This window comes from Mesorhizobium sp. WSM4832 (assembly GCF_055811115.1).
Map to the genome: position 1 here is coordinate 78,312 of NZ_JBVVQH010000006.1, position 18,968 is coordinate 97,279.

The 18,968-nt window shown below is 65.3% G+C and carries 17 protein-coding genes; 10 read left to right on the plus strand and 7 right to left on the minus strand.

What is annotated here, in order from left to right:
* Positions 1 to 24 precede the first annotated feature (24 nt).
* The 8 genes from hemC to AC0L2L_RS10565 all read left to right on the plus strand — a co-directional run bounded on the left by hemC (position 25) and on the right by AC0L2L_RS10565 (position 7,295).
* Positions 25 to 948 (plus strand): hydroxymethylbilane synthase, encoded by a 924-nt coding sequence (gene hemC / locus AC0L2L_RS10530; RefSeq protein ID WP_473578111.1) that lies wholly within the window; start codon positions 25 to 27, stop codon positions 946 to 948.
* Position 949: 1 nt separating this feature from the next.
* Positions 950 to 1,663: a uroporphyrinogen-III synthase gene (locus tag AC0L2L_RS10535; protein ID WP_473578113.1), complete on the plus strand. Its 714-nt coding sequence runs from the start codon at positions 950 to 952 to the stop codon at positions 1,661 to 1,663.
* Between the two features lie 99 nt (positions 1,664 to 1,762).
* Positions 1,763 to 3,220 (plus strand): COG4223 family protein, encoded by a 1,458-nt coding sequence (locus AC0L2L_RS10540; protein ID WP_473578115.1) that lies wholly within the window; start codon positions 1,763 to 1,765, stop codon positions 3,218 to 3,220.
* Positions 3,221 to 3,230: 10 nt separating this feature from the next.
* The gene (locus tag AC0L2L_RS10545) at positions 3,231 to 4,799 is read left to right on the plus strand and encodes a heme biosynthesis HemY N-terminal domain-containing protein (RefSeq protein WP_473578117.1); all 1,569 of its coding nucleotides are present in this window, start codon (positions 3,231 to 3,233) and stop codon (positions 4,797 to 4,799) included.
* A gap of 45 nt (positions 4,800 to 4,844) precedes the next feature.
* Entirely contained in the window at positions 4,845 to 5,324 is a 480-nt protein-coding gene (locus AC0L2L_RS10550; RefSeq protein WP_473578119.1) for a tellurite resistance TerB family protein, read from the plus strand.
* 18 nt (positions 5,325 to 5,342) lie between these two features.
* A complete protein-coding gene (locus AC0L2L_RS10555; protein WP_473578121.1) occupies positions 5,343 to 6,059 on the plus strand; it encodes a glutamine amidotransferase in 717 nt (238 codons plus the stop codon).
* A 102-nt stretch (positions 6,060 to 6,161) separates the two neighbouring features.
* Entirely contained in the window at positions 6,162 to 6,806 is a 645-nt protein-coding gene (locus AC0L2L_RS10560; RefSeq protein ID WP_473578122.1) for a hypothetical protein, read from the plus strand.
* A gap of 258 nt (positions 6,807 to 7,064) precedes the next feature.
* Entirely contained in the window at positions 7,065 to 7,295 is a 231-nt protein-coding gene (locus AC0L2L_RS10565; protein WP_473578124.1) for a hypothetical protein, read from the plus strand.
* A gap of 82 nt (positions 7,296 to 7,377) precedes the next feature.
* On the opposite strand, the gene AC0L2L_RS10570 is transcribed toward AC0L2L_RS10565, so the two are convergent.
* The 7 genes from AC0L2L_RS10570 to AC0L2L_RS10600 all read right to left on the minus strand — a co-directional run bounded on the left by AC0L2L_RS10570 (position 7,378) and on the right by AC0L2L_RS10600 (position 16,243).
* Positions 7,378 to 8,616: an MFS transporter gene (locus AC0L2L_RS10570; protein ID WP_473578126.1), complete on the minus strand. Its 1,239-nt coding sequence runs from the start codon at positions 8,614 to 8,616 to the stop codon at positions 7,378 to 7,380.
* 154 nt (positions 8,617 to 8,770) lie between these two features.
* A complete protein-coding gene (locus AC0L2L_RS10575) occupies positions 8,771 to 9,871 on the minus strand; it encodes an aminotransferase class I/II-fold pyridoxal phosphate-dependent enzyme (protein ID WP_473578127.1) in 1,101 nt (366 codons plus the stop codon).
* Positions 9,872 to 9,982: 111 nt separating this feature from the next.
* Positions 9,983 to 10,444: a Ros/MucR family transcriptional regulator gene (locus tag AC0L2L_RS10580; protein WP_473578129.1), complete on the minus strand. Its 462-nt coding sequence runs from the start codon at positions 10,442 to 10,444 to the stop codon at positions 9,983 to 9,985.
* 209 nt (positions 10,445 to 10,653) lie between these two features.
* On the minus strand, positions 10,654 to 11,376 hold the full coding sequence (locus AC0L2L_RS10585; protein WP_027169110.1) for an ROK family protein: 723 nt from the start codon (positions 11,374 to 11,376) through the stop codon (positions 10,654 to 10,656).
* 15 nt (positions 11,377 to 11,391) lie between these two features.
* On the minus strand, positions 11,392 to 12,768 hold the full coding sequence (gene zwf / locus AC0L2L_RS10590; RefSeq protein ID WP_473578130.1) for a glucose-6-phosphate dehydrogenase: 1,377 nt from the start codon (positions 12,766 to 12,768) through the stop codon (positions 11,392 to 11,394).
* A 13-nt stretch (positions 12,769 to 12,781) separates the two neighbouring features.
* Entirely contained in the window at positions 12,782 to 13,792 is a 1,011-nt protein-coding gene (gnd, locus tag AC0L2L_RS10595; RefSeq protein WP_473578132.1) for a phosphogluconate dehydrogenase (NAD(+)-dependent, decarboxylating), read from the minus strand.
* A gap of 33 nt (positions 13,793 to 13,825) precedes the next feature.
* Positions 13,826 to 16,243, minus strand: coding sequence for a glucan 1,4-alpha-glucosidase (locus AC0L2L_RS10600; protein WP_473578133.1), 2,418 nt, complete (start codon positions 16,241 to 16,243; stop codon positions 13,826 to 13,828).
* Positions 16,244 to 16,440: 197 nt separating this feature from the next.
* Here AC0L2L_RS10600 and AC0L2L_RS10605 point away from each other — a divergent pair, with 197 nt between their 5' ends.
* Together AC0L2L_RS10605 and AC0L2L_RS10610 are read left to right on the plus strand one after the other, a co-directional pair.
* The gene (locus AC0L2L_RS10605) at positions 16,441 to 17,457 is read left to right on the plus strand and encodes a substrate-binding domain-containing protein (protein ID WP_473578135.1); all 1,017 of its coding nucleotides are present in this window, start codon (positions 16,441 to 16,443) and stop codon (positions 17,455 to 17,457) included.
* 47 nt (positions 17,458 to 17,504) lie between these two features.
* Positions 17,505 to 18,968, plus strand: coding sequence for a sugar ABC transporter ATP-binding protein (locus AC0L2L_RS10610; protein ID WP_473578136.1), 1,464 nt, complete (start codon positions 17,505 to 17,507; stop codon positions 18,966 to 18,968).

The window sequence follows — 18,968 nt, forward strand, 5'->3', positions numbered from 1 at the left end:
GGGGGTTATCACGGACCGCGCGCCATGCAAACTTTGAAAATCGGAACACGCGGCAGCCCGCTGGCACTCGCCCAGGCGCATGAGACGCGTGCGCGGCTGATGCAGGCGCATGGCTTGCCTGAGCAGGCGTTTGAAGTGGTGCCCATCTCGACCAGCGGCGACCGCATCCAGGACCGGCCGCTGTCGGAAGCCGGTGGCAAGGGCCTGTTCACCAAGGAAATCGAGGAAGCGCTGATCGACGGCCGCATCGACATCGCCGTACATTCGTCGAAGGACATGCCGACGGTGCTGCCAGGCGGATTGGAGCTTGCCACCTTCCTGCCGCGCGAGGACGCGCGCGACGCCTTCATCGGCAAGAGGGTGAAGCGGCTCGCCGACCTGCCGCATGGCGCGACGATCGGATCGTCATCGCTGCGCCGCCAGGCGCTGATCCGCCGCATGCGGCCGGATTTCCGGGTGGTGATGTTCCGGGGCAATGTGCAGACCAGGCTGCGCAAGCTGGACGAAGGCATCGCCGAGGGCACCATCCTTGCCTATGCCGGGCTGAGGCGGCTGGGGCTCGAAAATGTCGTCACCGACCTGATGCCGCTGGACGCTTTCCCGCCGGCGCCGGGGCAAGGCGCGATTGGCGTCGAATCGCGCATCGGCGACCGTCATGTCGAGAACATGCTTGCCGCGATCCATCACGTGCCGACGGGCCAGGCCCTGGCCTGCGAGCGCGCCTTCCTCGCCGCGCTCGACGGCTCGTGCCGCACGCCGATCGCCGGCCATGCGACGGTATCGGGCGAAAAACTGTCCTTTGCCGGGCTGATCATATCGCCTGACGGCACGGAATCGCATGAGGTCCGGCTGGAGGGCGCGGCCGCTGACGCAGCGGAAATCGGCACGAATGCCGCGCGGACGGTCCGCGCCAGGGCCGGCGCGAAATTCTTCGACGGCTGGGCCTAACATGGTCCGGGTTCTGGTGACGAGGCCGGAGCCTGGCGCATCGCGCACGGCACGACGCCTCGAAATCCAGGGATTTCAGCCTGTCCTGCTGCCGCTGACCGAGACGAGCGCATTGCCGGTCGAAGCGGCCATCGACGCCGGTAGCGCCGCGGTCGCCGTCACCAGCGCCAATGCGGTGCGGCACGCATCGAAGGAATTGGCCGCAGCGCTTGCGGGCCTGCCCTGCCATGCGGTTGGGAAAAGGACGGCCGAGGCCTGCCGCGCGGCAGGGTTTCTCTCGGTCAGGGAAGGTCCCGGCGATGCCGAAGCGCTGGCTGACGCCATCGCCGGCAGCCTTGCCGGCAAAGCGATCGTCTATTTGTGCGGCCGCGTTCGCTTCCCGCTGTTCGAGCAGCGGCTGGCGGCGGCGGGCGTGCATGTCCAGGCGATCGAGACTTACGACACGATAAATGTCGACTATGGCGATGCCGATGTGCTCGCCCGGCTGTCGGGCCGGCCGGTCGAGGCCGTGCTGCTTTATTCGGCCAGGGCCAGCGCCGCGCTGGTCGGCCTGATAGCGCGGCCAGCCCTGCGGCATCTCTTTGAAAAGACCGAATTCCTGGCGCTTTCGGCCCGCGTCGCCATGCCGCTGGACGGGGTTGCCGGTCAAACGATCCGCATCGCGCTGCGGCCCGAGGAAGATGCGTTGCTGGCGCTTTTGTCGCTGCCCGGCTGAGCCGCGTCATCACACCGCCCCTTTTCACCGCTTGGTGATGTGCTAGAGCATCCCCTGGACCCTTTGAACCATCCTCAAGCCAGTTCGCGGAGCCCAAGCATGGTCAAGACGCCGAAGATGCGACATTCGAAGACCCGGCGCGAGCCGGTGACCATCGAACTCGAGCCCGGCGCCGTCTCGCGAATCAAGGACGAGGATGCCGCCAAGGCCGGGGCCAAGGCCGAGCAGACCGACGAGGCAAAGGCGGAGGAAGCCGCCGCCGCTTCGCAGCCGGAAGCTCCCGAAGAGCCGATCCATGCCGAGCAGGCCGACATCGAGCCGTGGGAGCATAGCGACGCCGCACAGGCAGCGGCGGACAAATCCGAGGCTGGCAAGGACGAGCCGGAGGCGCCGTATCCCGGCGGATCCGATGCCCCGAAAAGCCAGCACAAGGGCTTCGAATATAATTTCGAGGACGCATCCGCGGCCAGCGCGAGCGCCGCGACATCGAAGTCAAGCGAGACGAGGAGCGAGGATCGCGTGCCGCAGCCACCGCGCAAAACCGGCGTCAACGCCGTCGCCGCCGGCCTCGTTGGCGGTGTGATCGCGCTTGCCGGCGCCGGCCTGCTGCAGGCGGTCGGCCTGCTTGGCGCGCCGGGGTCGAGCGGCGGATCGCTCGACGGCGTCAATGTCGAGATCGCCGCCCTGAAGAGCGAGATCGCGGGATTGAAGGAAAGCGGCGACACCGGCACCAAGGTCGATGGTCTTTCGTCGGCGCTCGCGCAGGTCAAGACCGATGTCGCCGCGCTTAAGTCGTTTGCCGGGCAAGGCGGCGACGGCACCGAGATCAAGGCGCTCAGCGACAAGGTCGGCCAGATCGAGACAAACGTCGCCGAGCTGCAGAAGAATGGAAGCGCGGCGCCCGTCGATCTCGGTCCGCTCAACGACAAGCTCGCCGGGCTCGACGCGCTGGTGAAGTCGACCGCCGACGCGGCCAAGGCCGAGGACGGCCGGGTCGCGGCGCTGGAGCAATCCGTGTCGCAGCTCTCCTCCAAGGTCGAGGCGCAGGCCTCGCAACCCAAGATCGCGCTGGCGATCGCCGCTTCGGCGCTGAAGGCCGCGCTCGATCGCGGCGCGCCTTTCGCCACCGAGCTCGACACGTTCGCCGCGATCGCGCCGGATGCGCCCGAGCTTGCGGTGCTGCGGTCTTACGCCGAGAAGGGGGTGCCGACCCGCGCCACCATCGCTTCCGAGATCGATGCCGCCGCCAATGCGATGGTCGAGGCGGCGACGCCTGTCGACCAGAATGCCGGCTTCTTCCAGAGCCTGGTGTCGAGCGCGGAATCGCTGGTCAAGGTGCGGCCGGTCGGCGCCATCGAGGGCAAAGGCGCGTCGGAAACCGTGGCCCGCTTGGAAGTGGCGGTTAACCAGGGCGACTACGCCAAGGCGCTCAGCGAATATGACACGCTGTCCGACGCCGCGAAGGCGGCCGGCGCTGATTTTGCCGGCAAACTGAAGGCGCGGCTGGAGGTCGAAAAGCAGCTCGAAGCGCTGATTGCCGGCGCGATGAAGGCATGAGGACCGCTCTATGATCCGCATCCTCGTCTTCCTCGCCGTCGTCTTCGCGCTGGGGCTGGGCTTTGCCTGGCTGGCCGATCGCCCGGGCGAGATGCTCGTCACCTTCAACGGCTACCAGTACCAGGTCACGCTGATGGTGGCGGCGGTGGCGATCGTCGCCGTGGTCGCCGCGGTGATGATCGTCTGGTGGCTGATCAAGTCGCTGTGGAACAGCCCCTATACGATCTCGCGCTATTTCCGGGTACGCCGCCGCGACCGCGGCTATCAGGCGCTGTCGACCGGCATGATCGCCGCAGGCGCCGGCGATGGCGCGCTGGCGCGCAAGAAGACCAAGGAAGCAGCGAAGCTGATCAACTCCGACCAGGAGCCGCTGATCAACCTGCTCGACGCGCAGGCCTCGCTGCTCGAAGGCGACCATGAAGGCGCGCGCGAGAAATTCGAGCGGATGCTCGACGATCCCGAGATGCGGCTGCTCGGCTTGCGCGGGCTCTATCTCGAGGCCGAGCGCCTCGGCGACCGCAATGCCGCGCGCCACTATGCCGGCCGCGCGGCGGCGGTTGCGCCGCAGCTTGCCTGGGCGGCGGAATCGACGCTCGAGGAACTGACCGAACGCGGCGACTGGGACGGCGCGCTGAAGCTGGTCGAGGCGCAGAAATCGACGAGGCAGATCGAGCGCGACGCGGCCAACCGCCGCCGCGCCGTATTGCTCACAGCCAAGGCGCAGGCGCTGGTCGACAGCGACCTGAACGCGGCTCGCACCGCGGCGCTCGAAGCCAACAAGCTGGCGCCCGATTTCGCGCCGGCGGCGGTTGTCGCCGCCGATATGGTTTTCCGGCAAAACGACGTGCGCAAGGGCTCGAAGATCCTGGAGGCCGCGTGGAAGGCCGAGCCGCATCCCGACATCGCCCAGCTCTACACCCATGCAAGGCCGGGCGACGCCGTGCTCGATCGCCTCAGCCGGGCGAAGAAGCTGCAGGAATTGAAGAAGAACCACGCCGAGTCGTCCATGGCCGTGGCGCGCGCCGCGCTCGACGCGCAGGACTTCGCCACCGCCCGGCACGAGGCCGAGGCCGCGATCCGCATGGATCGCCGCGAGGGCGCCTACCTTCTGCTCGCCGATGTCGAGGAAGCGGAGACCGGCGACCAGGGCAAGGTGCGGCAGTTGCTGTCGAAGGCGGTACGCGCGCCGCGCGATCCGGCCTGGGTGGCGGATGGCGTGATCTCCGAGCGCTGGGCGCCGGTATCGCCGGTCACCGGCAAGCTGGACGCCTTCACCTGGCGCGCGCCGATGGAGCGGCTTGGCCATCTGATCGAGAGTGACTCCGACGTCGCGGCGGTGCCGGCGATCGCAGCCGCGCCCGCGGTCGAGGAAAAGGCCATCGACATATCCGATGTCCCGGCCGAGAAGCCGGCGCCGGCTGGCTCGAATGGCGGCGAAAAGGACATGCCGGCTGCCGAAGCAGCCGGCGAAGCGGAAACCGTCGGTCAGGGTGCGGAGCTGCCGCGCCTGCCCGACGATCCGGGCGTCGCCCCGGACGAGGAAGCGGATAAATCGCCGCGCCGGTTTCGTTTGTTCTAAAACTGTGTTCGGGAGCCGGATTTGGCGGGCAGGGAAAAAACATCGATGTTCGAGCGCGTATTGTCCTTCCTAAGGGATCTGCCGGCTGGCGGCGAGACCAAGCCGAGCGCCGACGATCCGCGCGTCGCGGCTTCCGCGCTGCTCTACCATGTGATGAACGCCGACGGCGTGCGCCAGGATGTCGAATGGGAGCGGTTCAAGCAGATCCTGGCCGAGACCTATTCGGTGAGCGGCGAGGCGCTCGACGCGCTGGCCGCGGCCGGCGAGCGCGCCGACAATGAGGCGATCGACCTCTATGCCTTCACCAGCGTGCTCAAGCGCGAACTCGACGCCGATGCGCGCAAGGCCTTCATTGGCCTGATGTGGGAAATCGTCTATGCCGACGGCGAGTTGGACGAGCTTGAGGACAACACCGTCTGGCGGGTCGCCGAACTGATCGGCGTCGAGCGCCGGGACCGTATCGAGGCCCGCCGCAAGGCCGCGGCCGAGGCGCCCGGCGCGCGCGGAACGTCGAGCGACGAATAACGGGACCCATCGCCTGCCATGCCACCCAGACCGAGGCCGAGACCTAAAATCCTGATCGTGCTGCATCAGGAGACTTCTAGCCCCGGCCGCGTCGGCCATATGCTTCTGGAAGAAGGTTTCGATCTCGACATCCGCCGGCCGCCGCTTGGCGAAGAGCTGCCCTGCACGCTGGACGACCATGCCGGCGCGGTTATCTTCGGCGGCCCGATGAGCGCCAATGACGAGGACGATTTCGTCCGCCGCGAGACCGACTGGCTGGAAATCCCGCTCAAGGAGAACCGCCCTGTTCTCGGCATCTGCCTCGGCGCCCAGATGCTCGCCAACCATCTCGGCGGCAAGGTCGAGGGCCATGGCGAGGGCCTGGTCGAGATCGGCTGGTATCCGCTCAAGGCAACCGATGCCGGCAAGAAGCTGCTGCATTGGCCGGAGATGGTCTACCAGTTCCACCGCGAGGGCTTTTCGCTGCCGAAGGAAGCGACGCTGCTGGCGACGGCCGAGACCTATCCCAACCAGGCGTTCCGCTACGGCGACAATGCCTGGGGCATCCAGTTCCATGGCGAGCTGACCCGGGTGATGATGCAGCGCTGGGTGGTGCGCGGTGCGCATCGCTTCGAATTGCCCGGCGCGCAGCCCGGCCGCGACCACCTCGGCGGCCGGCTGATCTGGGACATGCACCTCAAGCGCTGGCTGGGCGAGTTTTTGGGACTGATTTTTGGCAGGCCGGCTGAGGGGTAGGGCAAAAACGATTGCACGGCTTCCTGGGAGCAGAGAGCTTGTTTCTCCCCGTGAAATACCGGAAGAGTGATGGTCGACTGAGGATTGATTCGGAGCTTGTCCATGCGCGGCATGCGAGCAGCTTTGGCTGCGCTTATCCTGACCTGTTCAGGTACTTCCGCCCTCGCCAATAGCAATTCTCCCTTCATCTATTTTGCCACCGAAGATCCTTTCACTGCCGGTCAACCGACGAAGAACGACATCTATGTTTTTGGTGGAGTCTTCGCGACAGGGTCCTTCGGGAAAACCATCAGCGTCTTCGGGGCCGACTATACCAACAATTACATGATTGGAGCTGCTTACGGCCGTGACTTCGCCGATGTTGGCGCCGGTTTTGTTCTTGGCGGTGTGGCTGGGGCCGCCATAAGGTTTGGCGAGGACGACGATACATCCGGAGAACTTTGGGCCGGGGTGCGGCTTCGCCACCAAGGCCTTGTCATCGGCGATCTGGCGATTGCGCCGGCAGTGACGGCCGGACTGAGCGCCGTCACAGGCGTCACTGGGATCGAGCGCGCCCGCGAAATCTATTACGACGGCGATGCATCGTTCCTTGGTTTTATCGGCGCGGAACTTTCTTTCAGGCTGAGGCAGGCCCCCGATTTTGAGCTTGTCTATCAGCTCCACCACAGGTCCGGTGCCGGTGGTACGTTTGGAAACATGGGAGAGGGTTCCAACGCGAATACTGTTGGAGTGCGTTATCGCTTCTAGTGGTAAAACCCAAGGTCCCGCAGAAACAAGATAGCGTCCTGCCGCACATGACCGCCGTCCGATCAATGGCGGCTGTTCGGGTGCCACCTGGCCGTGGCGCCGGGAACAGATAGGTTCACAGCCCGCGACGGCGCCGATGCCGCCGATCACCGCCGTGTGGTACCGATCAGCGGCGCTGTGCGCGGGCAGCCTCGGCGGTATCGGCGGAGCCGCGAATCTGTGCTAAGCCGCCGCCCGATCAACCAAAGGAAGACACCTGTGAACGAACCGACCGTCGCCGAGGCGACCGAGAATATCTACGCCTCGTTGCGAGCGGACAATGCCGACATCGACGCCCATATCGCGACACTCAAGGCAGCGCTGGCACGGGAGGGGAAGAAGCAGGCGGTGTTCGATCCGACCAGGTTGGTGCAGAACAACCGCGCGGGCCGCAAGTTGATGCAGGCTTATTTCCGGCAGCGCGGCGTTAGCGTGACGTTTTCGGAGTAGTAGCGCCCCGGGCCTGTCTCATCGGTCGACGGAGCAGCCTGTCGCGCGAGGTCGGATCAAGCGGCTTAGATCCGGCGCCCAATTAATTCCGGCTGTTCAGATGCCGCACTTGCCGCAGCGCCGGAAACAGATAGGCCCACAGGCCGGCGACCGCTACGGCGCCGATGCCGCCAACCACCACCGCCGGAACCGTGCCTATCAGCGCCGCCATGGTGCCGGCGCGGAATTCGCCGACTTCGTTCGAGGCGCCGACGAAGACCTGGTTGACGGCGTTGACGCGGCCGCGCACCTCGTCCGGCGTCCACAGCTGGATCAGCGTCTCGCGGATATAGACGCTGAACATGTCGGTGGCGCCAAGCAGGGCGAGCGCCACGATCGACAGCCAGGTGATGGTCGAAATGCCGAAAAGCACCGTGAAGGCGCCGAACAGGGCGACGAAGCTGAGCATGATCTTGCCGGCATGGTTGCGGATCGGGTGGCCGGCGAGCCAGACGGCGACGCAGATGGCGCCGATGCCCGGCGCCGAGCGCAGCAGGCCGAGGCCCCAGGGGCCGAGTTGCAGGATATCGCGGGCATAGACCGGCAGCAGCGCCGAGGCGCCCGACAGGAGCACGGCGAACAGGTCGAGCGAGATCGCGCCGAGCACGATCTTCTCGCCCCAGATATAGCCAAAGCCGGCAAACAGCGTCTGCATCGTCGGCTTGTCGGTGGCCGTCTGCTGGGCCGGCTTCGGAATGGTGAAGATGAGCACTGCCGCGGCGAGCATCAGCATGGCGGCGGTGGCGTAAGCCACTTCAGCCGAAACGCCGTAGAGCAGGCCGCCGGCGACCGGGCCGACGATGGTCGCCGTCTGCCAGGCCGACGAATTCCAGGCGATCGCGTTGGCGAAATCCTCCTGCGGCACCAGATTGGCGAACAGCGAGGACGAGGCCGGACCGTAGAAGGCGCGGGCGATGCCGAACATCACCAGCACGACGAAGATCGGCAGTGGGCTGGTCAGGCCGCGCAGGGTCAGAAGCAGCAGACCCAACGCACAGCCGGCCTCGACCAGCGTCGCCAGCGTCATGATCAGGCGGCGGCCAAAGCGGTCGGCGACGACGCCGGTGACCAGCACCAGGAGCAGCGAAGGCAGGAACTGGACGATGCCGACAATGCCGAGGTCGAACGGATCGCGGGTCAGGTCATAGACCTGCCAGCCGACGGCCACCGACACGATCATGGTCGCGAAAGTCGTGAGGAAGCGCGCCGTCCAGTAGCTGAGGAACGGGCGGTGCCGGAACGCGGCGTAACGCTGGTCTGGTGAAGTTGCTTCGACGATCATGATCTGAGGCCCCGTTGCGACGATGGCCGGCGGGGCACTTCCACGGGTGGGCGCTGGTCCGGCCGCAACCCTTTAGCCCAGTTCGTTTGGCCATGCGCGCAAAAAATCCGCGCTGGATCAAGGAAAATCGGAATTCTCTGCTCCGATAAGGGGGTCAGCCCCTCAAAGCGGCCGAGATGGCCGCCAGCCCACCGCGCAACTCTGCTTCCGTCGGCCAGCCGTAGCCGAGACGGAAGAAACGTTTCGGCATCTCGAACCAGTGGCCCGGACCGACATAGGCGCCGTGCTTCTCCAGCAGCCTGGCGTAGAAGTTGTCGAGGTCGAAGCCGGCATCGACATTGAGCCGCGGGAAGCCGACGACGCCGCCTTGCGGCCGCACCCAGTCGACCAGCTTCTCGCCGCCGATCCAGGCCTGGACGATGTCGCGCCGCCGGGTCATTTCCGGCAGCAGCGACGCCAGGAAGCTGCTGCGGCGCTCAAGCACGGTGCGGGCGATCGCCTCGTCGATGACACTGCCGCAGATGCCGATCTGTTCCTTGGCGGCGAGGAAGGTTTCCTGCAATTCCGGATCCCGGGTGACCAGCCAGCCGATGCGGATGCCCGGAATGCCGAAGGCCTTGGACAGCGAGCAGACGCTGATGGCGCTGGGGCTCAGCGATCCCGCCGCGGGCAGGCGCTCGCCATAGGAAAGGTCGCGATAAGTCTCGTCGACCAGCAGGCGGCATTGATGATTTTCGGCAAGCGCGATCAGCGCGTCGAGGTCGGCGCGCGTCATCATCGTGCCGGTCGGGTTGTGCGGGCAGGTGACGCTGATCAGCTTGGTGTTCGGCCGCATCTCGGCTTTCACGCGTCCGAGGTCGACGGCAAAGCCTTCGTCGAAATCAAGATCGACATAGGAGATGGCGCAGCCGATCGCCCTGGGCGTCTCGATATTGGTGGCGTAGTTCGGCCGCACGACCACGAGATGGTCACTGGGCGACAGCAGCGCAGTGGCGATGATGAACAGCGCGCCGGCCGCCCCCGCTGTCACCAGCACGTCGTCAGGGGAAAGGTCCTTATCCTGCCCGGCGATCAGCGCGCGCAGTTCCTTGTCGCCGCGATGCTCGCCATAGAACAAGGTGAGGTCGGGCAGCGATAAGCCGATATCGGAGAGTTTCTGGTCGGCGATCGAGCTTTCGGAAAGGTTGTAGCGGATGCGGTCGTAGCCGTATTCCTCCGGCGCTTCCTTCTCGATCACCATCCTGGCGTAGTTCATGGCCATGCTCCCCAGATGCCTGGTGGTATCCAAGCCATAAAAGCAGGAAGCCTGCCAAGGCGGATTCGCCGGCAGGCTTCGCGAAATGATTGGTGCAGGCGGATGCCCGTCTCAGACGGTAGCCTTGGCCTTCCTGCCCCTGGCGGGTTTCACCGGCTCGGGTTCCGCCTTGCGGCCAAGGCCGATCGACTTGGCGAGTTGCGAGCGCGACGCCGCATAGTTGGGAGCAACCATCGGGTAGTCCACGGGGAGGCCCCATTTGGTCCGGTAAGCCTCCGGGGTCAGGCCGAAATGCACGCCGATATGGCGCTTCAGCGATTTGAACTTCTTCCCGTCCTCGAGACAGATGATGTAGTCCGGCGTCACGGAGCGCCTGGGATTGACGGCGGGGGTCGGCGGGGGTGCCGCGGGCTCCGCCGGCTGGCTTATCCCGCTGATCGACGAGGCGACGCTGGCGATCAGCTCGCCCAGGCCAGAGGCGGGCAAGCGGTTTTTCGCCACATAGGCCGATACGATGTGAGCGGTGATCTCGAGCAGGTCGATTTCCTTGGCTGTGCTGGTGTCCTCGTCCACGTAGTCCCTCCATTTCTGCCGCAAGGTCGCGAAAACGATCCGGTTTTCGCAGTGTGTAATGTCAAAGCGCCGCGAGCGTTGTTTTGCGAATTCGCAAAGGCGAATGGCGCCGCGGGCCGGCGAATTCCTAGTCGGCAAATCTGTGCGGCGCAATGATCTTCGGCGTCATTACACGCTGTTTTGAACAATTATACTGAAATGTAACAATATCAGACGATCAGCGCCTTGTCGCGCCATAGACGAAATCCACCCGCGAAAGCGCGAGTGTTGTCGCCGCGTCGGGATTTTTCAGGCAATTCATCGAGCTTGTCGACATTGCCGCCGCCGATCACGACATAGTCCGGTTGCAAGGCGGCGCGAAGCCTGTCGACCACATCGAAAACGTATTTGCGCCACTTCTTCTTCCCGTGTTTTACCAGGCCGCGCTCGCCGACATAATCCTCGAAACTCGCCCCCTTTTTGTAGGGAAGATGGGCAAGCTCCATCGGCTGGCCGACATTCTTGATGATCATGGCGGCGCCCAGGCCGGTGCCCAGGCCGAGGAACAGCATGCGGCCGCCGTCATAGCTGCCGATCGCCTGCATCAGCGCGTCGTTGACGAGCTTCACCGGCTTGCCGAAGGCGGCGCTGAAATCGTAGCCGTTCCAGCCCTTGCCGAGATTGAAGGGATCGAGCGAGGGCTTGTTGTCCTCCACGGGGCCGGGATAACCCATCGAGATGACGTCATAGTCCAGGTCCTCGGCAAGCTTCCTCACCGAAGCGACGACCTGGTCCGGGGTCAGGTTCGGCCCGGACGCGACGCGGCGCATCTCGCCGCCGGCGCTGGTGAGGATCTTCACATGCGAGCCGCCGACATCGATGGCAAGCACGATCGGATCGCTACCCGCGATCGGATCGCTGCCCGCCGCGGCCGTCTTTGCTGCCTTGGCCATCTTGTCCTCCCGAAGCTACTTCGTCGGATTGATCCAGCCGTCGGGCGGGCCGAAGCCTTTCATGGCATCCGCCGGCCCCCAGGTCTTGGGCGCATAGATTGCCGGCGCCGTGGTGTCGCCGAGCACCGGGCCGACGATGCGCCAGGCAAGCTCGGCCGCATCCTGGCGCGTGAACAGCTGGCCGTTGCCGTTCATCGCGTCGCCGATCAGCCGCTCATAGGGCGGCATGTCGCCCTTGGAGTCGTCGAGCGCGGTCAGTTCCACCTGCTCGCCGACCATGTCGTCGCCGGCTCTCTTGCGCTGCGCACCGATAGAGATCGCCACCTGCGGATCGATGCGGAAGCGCACGTAATTGGCGTCGGCCGGCTTGATCGGATCGAAGACGTCGAGCGGCGGCCGCTTCAGCCGCACGATCACCTCGGTGGCATGCACCGGCATGTTCTTGCCGGCGCGGATGAAGAAAGGCACGTCCTGCCAGCGCCAGGTGTCGACGAAGAAGCGCACCGCGGCGAAAGTCTCGACCGGCGAGTTCGGCCTGACGCCCGGCTCGGCGAGGTAGCCGTCGAACTGGCCGCGCACGACATCGTCCCTGGTCAGCGTGCGGATGGCGCGCAGCACCTGCACCTTCTCGTCTATCAGGTCGTCGGCCGAGCGCCCGACCGGCGGCTCCATGGCTAAAAGCAGCAGGATGTTGAGCAGGTGGTTCTCGATCACGTCGCGAATGCAGCCGACCTCGTCATAGAAGCGGCCGCGGCCCTCGACACCGAAATCCTCGGCCATGGTGATCTGGACGCTTTCAACGAAGTTGCGGTTCCAGATCGGCTCGAGGAAGGAATTGGCGAAGCGGAAATAGAGCAGGTTCTGGATCGCTTCCTTGCCGAGATAGTGGTCGATGCGGAAGATCGACTTTTCGTCGAACACCAGATGCAGCACACGGTTCAGCCAGCGCGCCGACTGCAGGTCGTGGCCGAAGGGTTTTTCGACCATCAGCCGCGCGCCATGCGCGGTGCCGGATTGTTCCAACCCTTGCACGACCGTCTCGAACATGTTCGGGGGAACGGCCATGTAGTGCAGCGGCCGCTGCGCCGAGCCCAGCGCCGTCTTCAGCTTCTCGAAGGTGGCGCCGTCACGGTAGTCGCCGCTGACATAGCGCAGCAGCGAGGCGAACTTGCCGAAAACCTTGTCGTCGATGCTGCCCAGCGCGCTGACGATGCCGTCGCGGGCGCGGTCCACCAATTTCGAGAGATCCCAAGGGTCGAAGGCGACGCCGATCACCGGCTCGGTCAGCGTCTCCTTGGCGACCATCTGGTAGAGCGCCGGGAAAATCTTCTTATGCGCAAGGTCGCCGGTCGCTCCGAAAAGCACCAGCGTGTCGGACCTCTCCTGGCTCATGCCGTCTCTCCCCTCACGCCTTCGGCTTCTCGACATGGCCGCCGAAGGCATAGCGCATGGCGGACAAGAGCTTGTCGGCGAATTGGGATTCGCCCTGCGAGGAGAAGCGGTCGAACAGCGCCGAGGACAGGACGGGCGCCGGGACGCCGGTGTCGATCGCCGCCTTCAGCGTCCAGCGTCCCTCGCCGGAATCGGAGACACGGCCGCCGAACTGGGCGAGCGCCGGATCGCTCTTCAACGCGCCGGCGGTGAGATCGAGCAGCCATGAGCCGATGACGCTGCCATGCCGCCAGACTTCGGCGACCTGAGGCAGGTCGATATCGAACTGGTAGTATTGCGGGTTTTCCAGCGGACTGGTTTCCGCGTCCGCCGTGCGACCGCGTTTGCCGGCATTGGCCGATTTCAGGATGTTCATGCCCTCGGCGTAAGCGGCCATGACACCATATTCGATGCCGTTATGCACCATCTTGACGAAGTGGCCGGCGCCGCTCGGACCGCAATGCAGATAGCCGAAGGGTGCTGTTCCGGCGCTCTTGTCGGGAGCCGGCGCGCCCGCATCGGCGCCCGGCGCCAGCGTGGCGAAGACCCTATCGAGATGCTGCACCGCCTCGTCGGGGCCACCGATCATCAGGCAGTAGCCGCGCTCCAGGCCCCAGACGCCGCCGCTGGTGCCGACATCAACAAAATTGATGCCCTTGACCGCAAGCTTCGCCGCCTGGTCGACGGCATCGTGGTAATAGGAATTGCCGCCGTCGATGATGATGTCGCCCGGCTCCATCAGCGCCGCCACCTGGTCGACGATCCTGCCGGTGATCGCCGCCGGCAGCATCAGCCAGGCGCAGCGCGGCTTGGCGAGCTTGCCGACGAATTCCTCCAGCGAGGCAGCGCCGACGGCGCCGTCCTTGACCATGCCGGCGACGCTTGCCGAATTGATGTCGTAGACGACGCATTCATGGCCGTCGCGAATCAGGCGCCGCACCATATTCGCGCCCATCCTGCCCAGTCCCATCATTCCGATCTGCATGGTGTCATCCCGATTGCTTGAGGAAGGAAGAATCTACTGGCCGTTCGGTTGGTCGATCCCGACGCTGAAGTCGACATTCTCCCAACGCATCGCTTCCGGCCAGAAAAAAGTGAAGACGATGGTGGCTCCCGGATGCAGGCGGCTAACGGGCAAATCCACCAGATGAACGCCGAACGCATTTTCGACAGTCTTGCTATCCTGCACCGTCAGCCATTTGTCGCTGCTCCAATGGACGACGCCGCGCGCCGACAGCTCGACGCGCAGCGCCTTGCCGGCGGGGATGGAGCGGATCTTGTTGTTGAAGCGCCATATCCGGAAGGGCGAGACCGTCTTTCGTTTGATGTAGCGCTCGACACCCTGCGGCGGCAGGTCGAAAACCGCGCCGTCGCGCAGCGAGCGCAGCAGCTTGATGTGCTCGGCATGCGCCCAGACCAGTGGCATGGCGCTGCCGGAAGGAGCGCCCAGACGCAATTCACGGTCGGGCAGGTCGGGGCGATCCCAGACCTGCTCCGGCAGCAGGCCGCCCACGCCCGCCGAGCGTTCCAGGGTTTCCAGCAGTTGCGCCGCCTTGTCCCTGCGGCCGGCGGCCAGCTCGTAATGGGCGCGCTCGCCGGCGAGCAGCGGCCACGGCCGTCCACGGCCGGTGCCGTCGAAAGGCGCGCCGTCCTCGTGCTCGCCATAGCCGTCGCCGGTGTAGCGGTACCAGAGCGGGCCTTGTGGCAGCTCGCTGCGCAAAAGCGCGTCGATGGCCTTGACCGTGTTGACGATGCGAGGATCGTCCGCCGCTCTCAGGCCGAAACGGACCAGCGCCAGCGCATCGGGACTGATGATCGCCTCGGCCGGCTTGTCGCTGTCGGCCGGCGGCCGGTTCTTGATCGGCACGAAGCCGTCCTTCGGCGAAGCGGCGCCGCCATCGTCGGGCGGGGCGATGCGGACATAATAGCCGGCAACGCCTTCGCCTGCATAGAGCCCGGCGCCGGTGACATAGGTCCAGCGCTCGACCTGGTCGTTCCAGCAATCGGCGATCTCGCGCAAATAGTTTGCCGGCTCATGTTTGCCGCAAACATCGAGCATGTCGGCAGCAGCGAGCAGCGCGGCTATTTCTACGGCCAGCGTGAACGGGCTGTAGCCGGCATCCTCTTCCCAGCGATCCTCGCCGGTGACCGGACCGTTGCGCACGACATAGGCGGCAGCGCTTTCGATCATGGCCAGGAAATCGCCGAGACTGGCGCGCGGCAGATGACCGGCGCGGCGCAGGGCATCGGCAAGCAGCAGCGGAAAGGCGCATTCGTCCATCTGGATGCCGGGCCAATAGGGGGTGCCGTCGGACCAGCAGTTTTGCGGCCAGTGGCCGTCCGGCTGCTGGATCGAACGCAGATAGGCGAGGATCTGCAGCGCCTGCCTGACGTCGCCGGCGGCCAGGAAGCCGCCCGCCGTCTCGACCAGGTCGCGCGGCCAGACGAGGTGATAGCCACCGAGATCGTCGTCGCCCTTGTTGAAGCCCCAGGGGATCGACAGGCTGGCGACGGCGGCGCCGGGTCTGGCGACCGACAGATGCGAAGCCAGCACAGCGGTGCTGGCGCGGTAGGTGTTCAAACCGGAGGCGGCATGGCGGTCGAGCCTTTCCAGCCCTGCCTGGAATTTCCGCCAGTTTTCGACATAGGCTTTCGCCGCCGGCTCGAAACCCTGCTGCAAGCTCGCCAGGGCGAGGTCGGCTGCTTCTTCCGGCGAAGCGCCGAAGCCGAGCGCGAGCAAGGCAATTGTCTTGCCCGCCGAAAAGCCGATCTCGCCGGTCAACGCGACATTGCCGTCTTCCGCCCGCTGGCAGGAAGGATCGAGCGCGCCGTAGTCGTGCAATTGCTGCCAGCCATCGGAAAAGCCGACATAGCCGGCCGAGCAAGCGCCCCAGGGCAGAGAAGAGGCGAGCGCGAGCGAGACGCCGCGTCCGGTGGCGAAGAGAATGCGCCGCCCCTTGCGCTCGCCGATCCAGGCGGTGTTGCCCATGCCGGCATTGACCAGATGCGGCGCCAACAGCGCGTAGACGCGATAGTCGGCCGCCGGACCGTTCAGCGCAATGAAGCTCGTTTCCTGCAGCAGGACAGGTCGTTTCGAATCCGTAACGATGCGCTTTTCAATCCGGTAAGCGCCGTCGGACGCGGTGTTGGTCAGCCTGTAGCCGGGTACCCCGTCCTCGAACGGTTCGATGGCATGGACTGCATCGCGCTTTTCCTCGGAAAAAGAGCCGCCAGGGCCGGTCACAACCAGCCCCATGTCTCGCGTGCAGGCGCTGTCGAGGCGGGGATAGTAGATTTCGTTCAAAATGCCGTGACTGATGGTGAACCAGAGCGGGCTTTCTGCCGAAAGCGCGGTGCCGACGCCGCTCTTGGCGCTCGACGTCCAGCGCGCTTCTATTCCCGGGGCGCCCCGAGCAACGGTCGGCGTCACTGCCATCAAATTCACTCTCCTGCCGCGTTCCTAGACCATCAGCCGGAGGCTTTTCAATCGCTGCACCGCAAGTTGATCGGGCAGTGCCAATGCTTTGCAGTTGACAAGCTTGCGGTTCCTCTGAATTTGTCTGACAATAGATAAAAAACAAGGAATTCGCGTTACCACCATCCGTTAAGACAGCCACCTCGGGAGGAACCGATATGAAGAAACTGCTCGTACTGACTGCATTTGCGGCGATGCTCGCCTCGGGCACCGCGCTTGCCGACACCAGCGGCAAGAAGATCGCCTTCTCCAACAATTATGCCGGCAATTCCTGGCGCCAGGCTATGCTCGACAGCTACGGCATCGTCACCAAGAAGGCGGTCGACGACAAGATCGTCGGCGCCGCCGACGTCTTCACCACCGCAGACAAGGAAGTGCCGACCCAGGCCGCCCAGGTTCAGAACCTGATCCTGCAGGGCTATGACGCCATCGTCATCAACGCCGCTTCGCCCGATGCGCTCAACGGCGCCATCAAGCAGGCCTGCGACGCCGGCATCGTCGTCGTCTCCTTCGACGGCACCGTCACCGAGCCCTGCGCCTACCGCGTCGTCGTCGACTTCAAGGACATGGGCAAGCAGGAAGTCGAGCAGATGGCCAAGTTCCAGCCCAAGGGCGGCAATCTGCTGGAAATCCGCGGTCTCGCCGGCACCTCGATCGACGATGCCATCCATGCCGGCATTCTCGAAGGCGTCGCCGCTCATCCCGAATTCAAGATCGTCGGCTCGGTAACCGGCGACTGGGACCAGACCACGGCGCAGAAGGCGGTGGCGACCATCCTGCCGTCGCTGCCGGATGTCATCGGCATCGTCGACCAGGGCGGCGACGGCTATGGCGCCGCGCAAGCCTTCGCGGCCGCCGGCAAGCCGCGCCCGACCATCATCATGGGCAATCGCCAGGACGAGCTGAAGTGGTGGAAGGAGCAGAAGGAAAAGGACGGCTACAAGACCTGGTCGGCCTCGATCGCGCCCGGCGTGTCGACGCTGGCCTTCTGGGTAGCGCAGCAGGTGCTCGACGGCCGCAAGGACATCCCGCACGACCTACTGGTGCCCTATCTCGCTTTCACCCAGGACGATTTCGAGGCCGCGCTGCCGAAGATCAAGGAAGGCGGCGTCGCCACCCACGAATACACGCAGGAAGACGCCATCGCGGCCATCAAGGCCAACATCAAGCAATAGCGGTGGGCAGGTTGCCGCCCGCATCGCCAACCGGATAAAAGTTGAGGATGCTCCAGGCTATTGCAGACATCGTCAGGCTGAACGGCGCCGAAAAACATTTCGGCGCCGTTCGCGCGCTCAATGGCGTCGACTTCCATGTCGGTGCCGGCGAGTGCGTCGGGCTGGTCGGCCACAACGGCGCCGGCAAGTCGACGCTCATGCATATGGTCGCCGGCACGCTGCGGCCGGATGGCGGCCAGATCGCGGTGCGCGGCAATGCGGAGGCGAGCTATTCGGTGGCGCGCGCGCTCGAGCTTGGCATACGCTGCGTCTTCCAGGAGCTGTCGCTCTGCCCCAATCTCAGCGTCGCCGAGAACACCCGTATCAACCATCCCGCGCTCACCGGTTTCGGCTGGCGGCGCAGGGCCGCCGGCCTCATCCGCGCCAAGCTCGACGAGATCTTCCCGGATCACGGCATTTCGGCGGACGACATTGCAGGCGACCTCTCGATCGGAAGGCGGCAGATGGTCGAGGTGGCGCGCGCCTTCACGTTGACCAGCCAGCCGCTGCATCTGGTCATCCTCGACGAGCCGACCTCCTCGCTCGATGCGCACACTGCGGGCCAGTTGCTTTCGTTCGTCCGCCGCTTCGTCGCCGCGGGCGGCAGCTGCATCCTGATCTCGCACGTGTTGGGCGAGGTGCTGCAGAACACCGACCGCATCGTGGTGATGCGCGACGGCAAGGTGGTCACGGCCGACGCCGCTAATGTCTTCGACCGCGACAGGCTAGTCGCCGCCATGGGCGGGGCCGAAGGAGATCAGAAGGCCGTGACCGAAGCCCGAACGACCGAAGGCGGCGTGCTCAGGGTTCGCGCCCGTCCGGCGCGGCAGCAGGACGGCAAGGAGCTTGTCGCCCGCGCGGGTGAGATCATCGGCCTTGCCGGGCTTGCCGGCCATGGCCAGACCGACCTTTTGCTGGCGATCTTCTCGGCCGCCTCCCGCGCCAGGGCCGGCATCGAGGTGACGGCGCCGGTGGCGCTGGTCGCGGGCGACCGCCAGTCGGACGGTATCTTTTCGCAATGGTCGATCGCGCAGAACATCGGCATCCGCTCGCTGGCGCGGCTGCGCAACGGCTTGCTGATCTCGCCGCAGCGCGAGGCGGAACTGGCCGAATTCTGGAAGCAGAAGATCGGCATCCGCACGCCGGACATGAACAACAACATCTTTTCGCTGTCGGGCGGCAACCAGCAGAAGGCGCTGTTTGCCCGCGCGCTCGGCTCGGACGCACAGATCGTGCTGATGGACGACCCGATGCGTGGCGTCGATATCGGCACCAAGCTCGAAGTCTACGATCTCCTGCGCGAGGAGGCCGCCAAGGGCCGCACCTTCCTCTGGTACACCACCGAGACCGAGGAACTCGACAATTGCGACCATGTCTATGTGTTCAAGAACGGCCGCATCGTCGCCAATCTGCGGCGCGACGAGCTGACGGAGGAAAAGATCATCCAGTCCTCGTTCGGCGATGCGGCCTGA

Coding starts and splice junctions, on each gene's coding strand:
- hemC (WP_473578111.1), top strand. CDS start 25: ATGCAAACTTTGAAAATCGGAACACGCGGCAGCCCGCTGGCACTCGCC.
- AC0L2L_RS10535 (WP_473578113.1), top strand. CDS start 950: ATGGTCCGGGTTCTGGTGACGAGGCCGGAGCCTGGCGCATCGCGCACG.
- AC0L2L_RS10540 (WP_473578115.1), top strand. CDS start 1,763: ATGGTCAAGACGCCGAAGATGCGACATTCGAAGACCCGGCGCGAGCCG.
- AC0L2L_RS10545 (WP_473578117.1), top strand. CDS start 3,231: ATGATCCGCATCCTCGTCTTCCTCGCCGTCGTCTTCGCGCTGGGGCTG.
- AC0L2L_RS10550 (WP_473578119.1), top strand. CDS start 4,845: ATGTTCGAGCGCGTATTGTCCTTCCTAAGGGATCTGCCGGCTGGCGGC.
- AC0L2L_RS10555 (WP_473578121.1), top strand. CDS start 5,343: ATGCCACCCAGACCGAGGCCGAGACCTAAAATCCTGATCGTGCTGCAT.
- AC0L2L_RS10560 (WP_473578122.1), top strand. CDS start 6,162: ATGCGCGGCATGCGAGCAGCTTTGGCTGCGCTTATCCTGACCTGTTCA.
- AC0L2L_RS10570 (WP_473578126.1), bottom strand. CDS start 8,616: ATGATCGTCGAAGCAACTTCACCAGACCAGCGTTACGCCGCGTTCCGG.
- AC0L2L_RS10575 (WP_473578127.1), bottom strand. CDS start 9,871: ATGAACTACGCCAGGATGGTGATCGAGAAGGAAGCGCCGGAGGAATAC.
- AC0L2L_RS10585 (WP_027169110.1), bottom strand. CDS start 11,376: ATGGCCAAGGCAGCAAAGACGGCCGCGGCGGGCAGCGATCCGATCGCG.
- zwf (WP_473578130.1), bottom strand. CDS start 12,768: ATGAGCCAGGAGAGGTCCGACACGCTGGTGCTTTTCGGAGCGACCGGC.
- gnd (WP_473578132.1), bottom strand. CDS start 13,792: ATGCAGATCGGAATGATGGGACTGGGCAGGATGGGCGCGAATATGGTG.
- AC0L2L_RS10600 (WP_473578133.1), bottom strand. CDS start 16,243: ATGGCAGTGACGCCGACCGTTGCTCGGGGCGCCCCGGGAATAGAAGCG.
- AC0L2L_RS10605 (WP_473578135.1), top strand. CDS start 16,441: ATGAAGAAACTGCTCGTACTGACTGCATTTGCGGCGATGCTCGCCTCG.
- AC0L2L_RS10610 (WP_473578136.1), top strand. CDS start 17,505: ATGCTCCAGGCTATTGCAGACATCGTCAGGCTGAACGGCGCCGAAAAA.